General features: G+C 35.7%; 8 protein-coding genes and 2 pseudogenes. 5 read left to right on the plus strand and 5 right to left on the minus strand.

The genetic code is table 11. The features are described 5' to 3' along the window. Positions 1–54: 54 nt before the first annotated feature. Together FTU01_RS12535 and FTU01_RS12540 are read left to right on the plus strand one after the other, a co-directional pair. A complete protein-coding gene (locus tag FTU01_RS12535; RefSeq protein ID WP_005245162.1) occupies positions 55–786 on the plus strand; it encodes a transglutaminase family protein in 732 nt (243 codons plus the stop codon). Next, on the plus strand, positions 773–1,660 hold the full coding sequence (locus FTU01_RS12540) for a cation diffusion facilitator family transporter (protein WP_127800877.1): 888 nt from the start codon (positions 773–775) through the stop codon (positions 1,658–1,660). The genes FTU01_RS12535 and FTU01_RS12540 overlap by 14 nt, the downstream gene beginning before the upstream one ends. 84 nt (positions 1,661–1,744) lie before the next feature. Here the strand turns inward: FTU01_RS12540 and FTU01_RS12545 are convergent. Further along, positions 1,745–1,969: pseudogene (locus tag FTU01_RS12545) on the minus strand (efflux RND transporter permease subunit); the annotation flags it as partial. On the opposite strand from FTU01_RS12545, the pseudogene FTU01_RS12550 reads away from it, so the two are divergent. Then, positions 1,969–2,112, plus strand: a pseudogene (locus tag FTU01_RS12550) (antitoxin HicB); the annotation flags it as partial. The pseudogenes FTU01_RS12545 and FTU01_RS12550 overlap by 1 nt on opposite strands. A gap of 252 nt (positions 2,113–2,364) precedes the next feature. Here the strand turns inward: FTU01_RS12550 and FTU01_RS12555 are convergent. Continuing rightward, positions 2,365–2,616, minus strand: a complete 252-nt coding sequence (locus FTU01_RS12555) for a hypothetical protein (RefSeq protein WP_004658363.1) — start codon at positions 2,614–2,616, stop codon at positions 2,365–2,367. A 194-nt stretch (positions 2,617–2,810) separates the two neighbouring features. Here FTU01_RS12555 and FTU01_RS12560 point away from each other — a divergent pair, with 194 nt between their 5' ends. Beyond that, complete coding sequence (locus FTU01_RS12560; RefSeq protein ID WP_004658364.1) at positions 2,811–3,032, plus strand: helix-turn-helix transcriptional regulator; 222 nt, start codon at positions 2,811–2,813, stop codon at positions 3,030–3,032. 172 nt (positions 3,033–3,204) lie between these two features. Here the strand turns inward: FTU01_RS12560 and FTU01_RS12565 are convergent. Continuing rightward, positions 3,205–4,349 (minus strand): IS3-like element ISAba14 family transposase gene (locus FTU01_RS12565; RefSeq protein ID WP_099046175.1). Its coding sequence is split into 2 segments (ribosomal slippage): positions 3,205–4,085 and positions 4,085–4,349, totalling 1,146 coding nucleotides; the frame shifts between segments, so codons are not numbered across the junction. Positions 4,350–4,626: 277 nt separating this feature from the next. On the opposite strand from FTU01_RS12565, the gene FTU01_RS12570 reads away from it, so the two are divergent. Continuing rightward, positions 4,627–5,415 (plus strand): aminoglycoside adenylyltransferase domain-containing protein, encoded by a 789-nt coding sequence (locus FTU01_RS12570; RefSeq protein ID WP_038350081.1) that lies wholly within the window; start codon positions 4,627–4,629, stop codon positions 5,413–5,415. A 126-nt stretch (positions 5,416–5,541) separates the two neighbouring features. Here the strand turns inward: FTU01_RS12570 and FTU01_RS12575 are convergent, their stop codons facing one another. Together FTU01_RS12575 and FTU01_RS12580 are read right to left on the minus strand one after the other, a co-directional pair. Further along, positions 5,542–6,000, minus strand: a complete 459-nt coding sequence (locus FTU01_RS12575; protein ID WP_077170035.1) for a DUF523 domain-containing protein — start codon at positions 5,998–6,000, stop codon at positions 5,542–5,544. A 234-nt stretch (positions 6,001–6,234) separates the two neighbouring features. Beyond that, positions 6,235–7,400 (minus strand): IS3 family transposase gene (locus FTU01_RS12580; RefSeq protein ID WP_119285041.1). Its coding sequence is split into 2 segments (ribosomal slippage): positions 6,235–7,142 and positions 7,142–7,400, totalling 1,167 coding nucleotides; the frame shifts between segments, so codons are not numbered across the junction. Positions 7,401–7,596: the final 196 nt, after the last annotated feature.

Below are 7,596 nucleotides of genomic sequence, written 5' to 3' on the forward strand. Positions count from 1 at the left end.
ATAGTTACTATAGAGTCTATAGTATAAGTATGCAACGAAAAGGATATATAAAAAATGACTGAGAAATATTTAAACAATACGAATATCGTTAATTTTGAACACAAAGATATCCAATCCTTGATCGATCAACGTAGGTGGAAAAACTTGGATAACTTCAACAAAATTGGTGCCGCTTATCAGTTTGTAAAAGATGAGATTTTCTTTGGTTATAATGAAAGCGATGATATTGCAGCAAGCGATGTGCTAGCAGATGGTTATGGACAATGTAATACTAAGGGTAATCTGTTAATGGCACTATTGCGTGGACTAGGCATTCAATGCCGATTTCATGGGTTTACCATAGACCAGCAACTACAAAAAGGTGCTATCCCAAGCTATGTATTTTGGTTAGCACCTAAATACATCATTCATAGTTGGGTAGAAGTTTACTTTGAAGGGCGTTGGATAAACTTAGAGGGCTTTATATTGGATGAGCAATACTTAAGCTCTCTACAGGAGAAATTTGACCAAGTAAAAGATGATTTTTGTGGTTATGGTGTTGCAACAAAGTGCTTTTCATCACCAGATACAGATTGGCGTGGAGAAAATACCTATATTCAAAAAGAAGGTATTCATGATGACTTTGGGCTTTATGATTCCCCTGATGAGTTCTATCTCGAAAAAGGGACTAACTTGTCGGGGTTCAAACGCTGGATATATCAACGCTTGATACGTCACTTGATTAATATGAATGTATCAAAACTAAGAAATAGAAAAGTACTAGAGGTACAAAATGCACAACCATAATCATAGTCATCAACATGGTAAAGATGACCGTATTGGTTGGGCATTTTTCCTTAATGTGACATTCACTATTATCGAATTTATAGGTGGTTGGCTCACTAACAGTACGGCGATAATGGCAGATGCAGTTCACGATCTTGGTGATAGTCTTTCAATAGGTTTTGCGTGGATTTTAAGTCGTTTTTCAGATAAAGAAGCATCAGATAAGTTTAGTTATGGTTATCGTAGACTTACTCTCTTTGGCGCATTGATAAACAGTATTGTTTTAATCATTGGCTCAATTTGGATTTTATTTGAAGCAATTCCAAAGCTGTCCAATCCTGAAATGCCTGTAGTCGAGGGGATGTTAGGGCTAGCGATACTCGGCGTTGCCGTTAACGGATATGCTGTATTAAAATTAAAAGCGGGTGAAACATTAAATGAGAAAGTGCTGACATGGCACCTTCTTGAAGATGTACTTGGATGGGTTGCCGTTCTTATAGTCTCTATCGTACTGTTGTTCGCTGAACTGCCGATATTAGATCCCCTTTTATCAATAGGGTTCACGCTGTTCATCTTGTTTAATGTTTTCAAAAACCTGAAATCAACACTCGTTTTATTTCTTCAAGCTGCACCCGATAAAGAGACTCAAAAGCGTATTAAACTATCACTAATGGAATTTCCTGAAGTTAATGGTATCCACCACATGCACTTTTGGTCACTAGATGGTGAAAGTCACGTTTTAACAGCGCACCTTGAGCTGAGTGACAACTTTGACGTTAAAGAATTAATTAGGCTTAAACAAGAAGTTGCAGCTAAATTATCTTCCTATCATTTATCGCATACAACGATAGAGTTTGAGTTTTTAAATGAAAATTGTCGGGATGAAGCGCAGTAAGCTTTATCAATAAAATGTTGGGCATACAATATTAAAAGCAGCTTAATTAGGCATAACCTAGTAATTAAGCTGCTTTTTTTGATTTTAAATTTCGTCGGATTGCTGTTTGCTACTCTCAGAGCCATGCGCCCATTGATATAAAATAGGCAATACAAACAAAGTTAAAATTGTAGAAGATACAATACCGCCGATAACAACTGTTGCTAGTGGTCGTTGTACTTCTGCACCAATTCCAGTGTTTAACGCCATTGGAATAAAACCTAAACTTGCGACCAGTGCCGTCATTAAAATAGGTCTTAAACGAATGATGTGCTGAGTTTCCATCATTGTCTTGGCTTGATGCGGATCAGTCTAAAGCATTCTCAGGAATAGAGGAGCTCGTTGCTGATGTTGTCGCTGATATGATTAGCAATAATGAAAAAGTTCCTACACCACTCTCCGGGAAAATATAGTAGGCAGTTTGTTGTCCTTGTTCTCAGTGGTTCAACAAAAACTAGCCCTCGAAGCCGCAGAACGTGGCGTGGACATAAATTGTTTAGTATCAGTAAAAAGAGCGATGTAATTTTAGTACGAGTGAGTGATAGAGCAGGAACCTATGCTTCATATATTCAGTAAATGGTATGTTTTTGAATTAATAGGTATTTTTAAATAAAGCTTTCTTTGATTTAGTGCTTTTTATTTAATAAATTAATTTTAAAAACAACTTAGGCTAATTGATAAACACTATCTGGAAAGATTAAAAGAAAATATTTTTTAATTTCTGCTAATTCATTTAAGGCAGGTTCCCTTTCAAGCAGTTGAAATGTCCAAATAAGTACAGCCTGATGATTATCATAGCAAGTATTTACTCCAAGAAAATTAGCCATTCCATAACTTCTATTGATGTTCATTTCTTTAATTAATTGATTTCCTAAGTCACGAGCTTGCTGGCTGATCAATAACTCATTTGGTAACACGGCGGTCATCTCCACAAAATAATCTAATGCAGGTTCAATCCTTATATTTAAAAAGTTATAATTTAGTTGAAATGGATAAAATATACTTTCTATAAGTTGTAATAACCTGCTGTAGGTTAATTTTAGCAAAGTATTACTCAGTCAACAACTTCAAATAACCCACAGCAAGTTATTTTTTGTAAATTAATTTAAATATGATTACTTGTAAGTTATCTAGCCTCATGGGCGATAGAAAAATTTTAAAATTAAGTGAAGTGGTGCATGCAACAGGTATCAATCGCAACACGCTCACAAGTATGTATTATGACCGTGCTGTACGTATTGAATTACCAGTCGCCGATAAGTTGTGTAAGTACTTTAACTGTACGATGAATGATTTGTTTGAGTTTAAGGAAGAAGTTGAAGAAAAAGATTAACTTAATACTTCGTTTGATAAGTTTTTCGAAGAAAAAGACTAGCCAATACTTAGTTTGATAAGTTTTTCTCTGCAGATCTAATATTGAATTTTATAAAATATCATTACAAACAGAGGTGGTTCCACTTGTTTGAACAACTAAAAGCGTATTTATAAGTGATATTCCGCTCTAGTTAAGCCACCTTGTTTTGTTGGGGTAGCTGATCATAGTAAAACTCATTTGGTGTCATTTTGTCTAGACTCGAATGAGGTCGTTTCAGATTATAAAACTCAAAATATGCACTCAATTGCTTTTTCGCATCTGTGACACTGCTATAAGCTTTGAGATACACCTCTTCATATTTAACGCTCCGCCATAATCGTTCAACCATCACATTATCTACCCATCGACCTTTACCATCCATACTGATTTGAATGCCATTTGATTTCAATACATCAATAAATGCATCACTGGTGAACTGACTGCCTTGGTCTGTATTCAATATTTCAGGTGATCCATATTTTTCAATCGCTTCATTTAAAGCCGAAATACAAAAATCCACCTCCATACTAATCGATACCCTATGCGCAAGTACCTTGCGGCTATGCCAATCAATCACAGCACATAAATAAACAAAGCCTTTTGCCATAGGGATATACGTTATATCAGTAGACCACACTTGATTACTGCGCTGAATAGCCAATCCTTTGAGCAGATATGGATATTTACGGTGAGCTTGATTAGCCTGGCTTAAATTTGGTTTGCAATATAACGCCTGAATACCCATTTTCTTCATTAAAGTACGTGTATGACGTCGTCCTATATGATGCCCTTGACGATTCAACAAATCACGCATCATACGACTGCCTGCAAAAGGATATTGCATATGTAATTCATCAATACATCGCATCAGCTTCAGATCTGATGAGCTAACAGGTTTTGGGCGATAATAATAACAACCACGAGAGACTTTCAGTAACTTAGCTTGTTTAGATACTGAAATCTGAAGTGAGTGATCGATTAACTTTTGTGGTTGAAGCGGCCCAGTTTCTTCAACACACCTTCTAAAAAATCAATTTCTAATGCCTGCTCACCGATTTTTGCATGTAACTTTTTAAGATCAATGGGAGGTTCTGATGGAGCTTTTGATTGATCGAAAGCTTGTGAGGAAGCTGAGATCAATTGATTTTTCCAGTCAATAATTTGGTTTTGATGAACATCAAACTCAGAACTCAATTCAGCAAGTGTTTTTTCTGCTTTGATCGCAGCAAGTGCTACCTTAGCCTTAAAGTCGTTTGAATGATTTCTTCTTGGTCTACGTGCCATAAAATACTCCATATATTGATGTTTATAACATCATTTGAGGAGCAGAGTATCACTTATAGGAGTTGTTCAAATTTCCGGATCCATCTCTAAGTGAGGAGGAAATGACTCTTACTATTCAGATGTTGTTTCAAGCTTTTTTTGATTGATAGAGTTTTATGTATTAAACTCTATATTGAAAGTAAATATATTGTAAAAATAGTATGTTATTTACTAATTGATTAAATTATTTACACTTATTCTGTATAATGCTCTATGAATTCATTACTTATTTTTTTAAATTAAAAATCATATGCAAAGCTTAAATGATGAAGAGTGTCGCCAAGTTGAAAGTGTAAAACAGCTTTTACAAAAAAATTTTAAAGATAAGCTTTATGCTATTTATTTATATGGTTCGTATGTTGATGGTGGTTTAAAACATAAAAGTGATCTTGATATTTTAGTTATTATTGAACGTGAAATTACCGATCAGGAAAGAAAACAATTAGCGCAGAATTTTCTAAATATATCTGTTCCGATTGGTCATGCTACAGCGCGTGCCTTAGAAATTACGATATTAGAAAAAGGGAGTATTACCAATAAAAATCATCCATATACATATCAGCTACAATATGGCGAGTGGTTGAGAGAAGAATTACTCAAAGGTGAATTACTTTATAGTCAATCTGATCCAGATATTAGTATTTTACTTAAAACTGCCCAATTACATAACATTACTATCTTTGGACCTGATATTTGCGATTGGTTAAATCCAATTAGCTATGAACAATTAATATTTGCCATGCAAAAAACTTATCCACAAATTATTGCTCATTGGAAAGACGATCAGGATGAATGTAATCAAATTTTAGCGCTATGCCGTATAGCTTATACATTAGATCATAAAACAATAGTTGCCAAGGATGTTGCTGCGACATGGTTTTTAGAATTCTTAAGTCAGATAGATCAAGACATTTTGCAACTCATAATAGATGAATATATTGGGCAAGGTCATGAGCAATGTTGGTTAGTTTTACATGATCAGCTTGCTAAAATTGTTAAAGAATTACAGCATAAAATTGAACCACTACTTTTTAACTGATGTGGAAGTAATGGATATGCTTCTTAGATTATTACCTCACTATATCTCTAAATACCGAAGAGACTTGATATTGCAAAGGGGGGCGTGGTTGGAGTTGCATGAAGATTTTAAATAAAAGCGGAGGAACTAGGGTAAAAGTTGCCAAAAAGTTTCTTCTGAAATGACTTTTATATTATGACGTTTAAGCAAAGCGGAGGTAACTCCATTGCCATAGATCTTATTCCCATTAAATTGACCATCGTAAATCATTGAACTACCACATGAAGGGCTATTTTCTTTAAGCACTACCAGAGTAGCTTTTAATAATTGAACTTTTTTTAAAGTTCTATATGCCCCTTCAATATAGATTGAAGTCACATCCTTTCCTGATTTTTCAATTACACAGGCTTTTCCATCTAAGACATCATCGCCATTACCTCCCGAAATCTCGGCAGGTTCGCGTGGTGTTGATAAACCGCCAAGAATCTCTGGACATACCATAGTAGCTTTTCCATCTTTGACTAATTTTTCGATTTTTTCGTTTAAGCTATGCGTCCCGTTATAACGTACCTTTAAGCCAGCCAGACAAGAACTTACTAAAATCATATTTCCTCTATGAAAAAGATATGTATCGATTTGCTATTTAGCCAGTACCTATTATTTTTTAAAATTAATAGGTTAGTGCTATGGATAAAACAAGAATTTAAATATGATCAATGCAAAGTGAGTTATTTTTTTTCTAACCCACAAAGCTTATAGATTAGTTTGATCCTTTTTGTTTAGAAAATTTATCAACAGTGATGTGTGCTGAATTAGCAGGAGACTTTCACTTGGGAGATTCTAGGCAGCTAACCGATAAAAGTCTTCTGCCATTTGATTTGGTGTCTTAAAATCCAAGCCTTTTTGAATTCTTCGCTGATTATAAAATAACTCTATATATTTTGTAATATCCGCTTTGGCTTCTTCCCTTGTTTTGTAGTTGCGATGATGGACTAGTTCATTTTTGAGTATGCCCCAGAAACTCTCTATCGGTGCATTATCAAAGCAGTCGCCTTTTTTGCTCATTGAACCCTGAAAATCAAATTTCTCAAGTAAGTTTCGATATTCATTACTGCAATATTGGCTGCCTCTATCTGAATGTACAATGAGATCTTTAGCAGGTTTCTGATTGCGAATAGCCATATTCAATGCATCACAAACAAGCTTGGCTGTCATGCGCTCATTTAAGCTATAGCCAACAACCTGTTTCGTGTAAAGATCTTTGACAGCTGCCAAGTACAACCAGCCCTCAGCCGTCCAAATGTAGGTAATGTCACTCGACCACGCAAGATTAGGCTTCGTCATTGAAAACTGTTGCTTGAGTAAATTGTCATAAATAGAACGGTTGTGATCACTGTTCGTGGTTCTTTTGAAACGCTTATGGCGCTTACAATACAACTGATTTGATTTTTTTATTTGGCGCACAGCATACGTACTTATTTTGATACCTTGCGCTTGTAAATGCTTGGTTAATCGAACATAGCCATAGCTTTGTTTGGTTTCTTCATGGGCTATTTTGACCAAAATTGTCTGCTGATTTCGCTGAATTGATCTTTTACTCATGCCTCGCTTTAGCCAATCATAAAAGCGAGAAACGGATACACGAAGTAATCGAGCCATTAAAATAATCGGAAATAAGTGGCTTTGCGATTTCATATAGGCGTACCTCACTGACTTTCTTTGGCAAAGTACGCTGCTGCCTTTTTTAAAAATTCACGTTCCATTTCAGCTGTTTTGAGCTGTTGTTTAAGCTTCTTATTTTCTTCGAGTAAGGCGTTTAGATCGGGCGAATACTGTTTTGTGCCTGCTAAAGTTCCAGCCTTTGCTTTGTTATTCCAGTTCGAAAGGGTTTGCATTGAAATGCCAAGTTGTCTAGCGGATTCCGATACATTACCTTGGTTCTCTTCAATGGCTTTTATGGCTTCAGCTTTAAATTCTGCGGTGTAAGTCTTCTGTTTCTTGCTCATGGTAAACTCCTAATGAGTATGTATAGTTTACCAAGTTAAACCCTCCTGTTTTTTAAGCACACATCAATAGAGTGGGAGTGACGGGCACTGGCTGGCAATGTCTAGCAACGGCAGGCATTTCGGCTGAGGGTAAAAGAACTTTCCGCTAAGCGATAGACTGTATGTAAACACAGTATTGCAAGGACGCGGAACATGC

This window comes from Acinetobacter sp. YH12043 (assembly GCF_013419915.1).
GTDB lineage: Bacteria > Pseudomonadota > Gammaproteobacteria > Pseudomonadales > Moraxellaceae > Acinetobacter.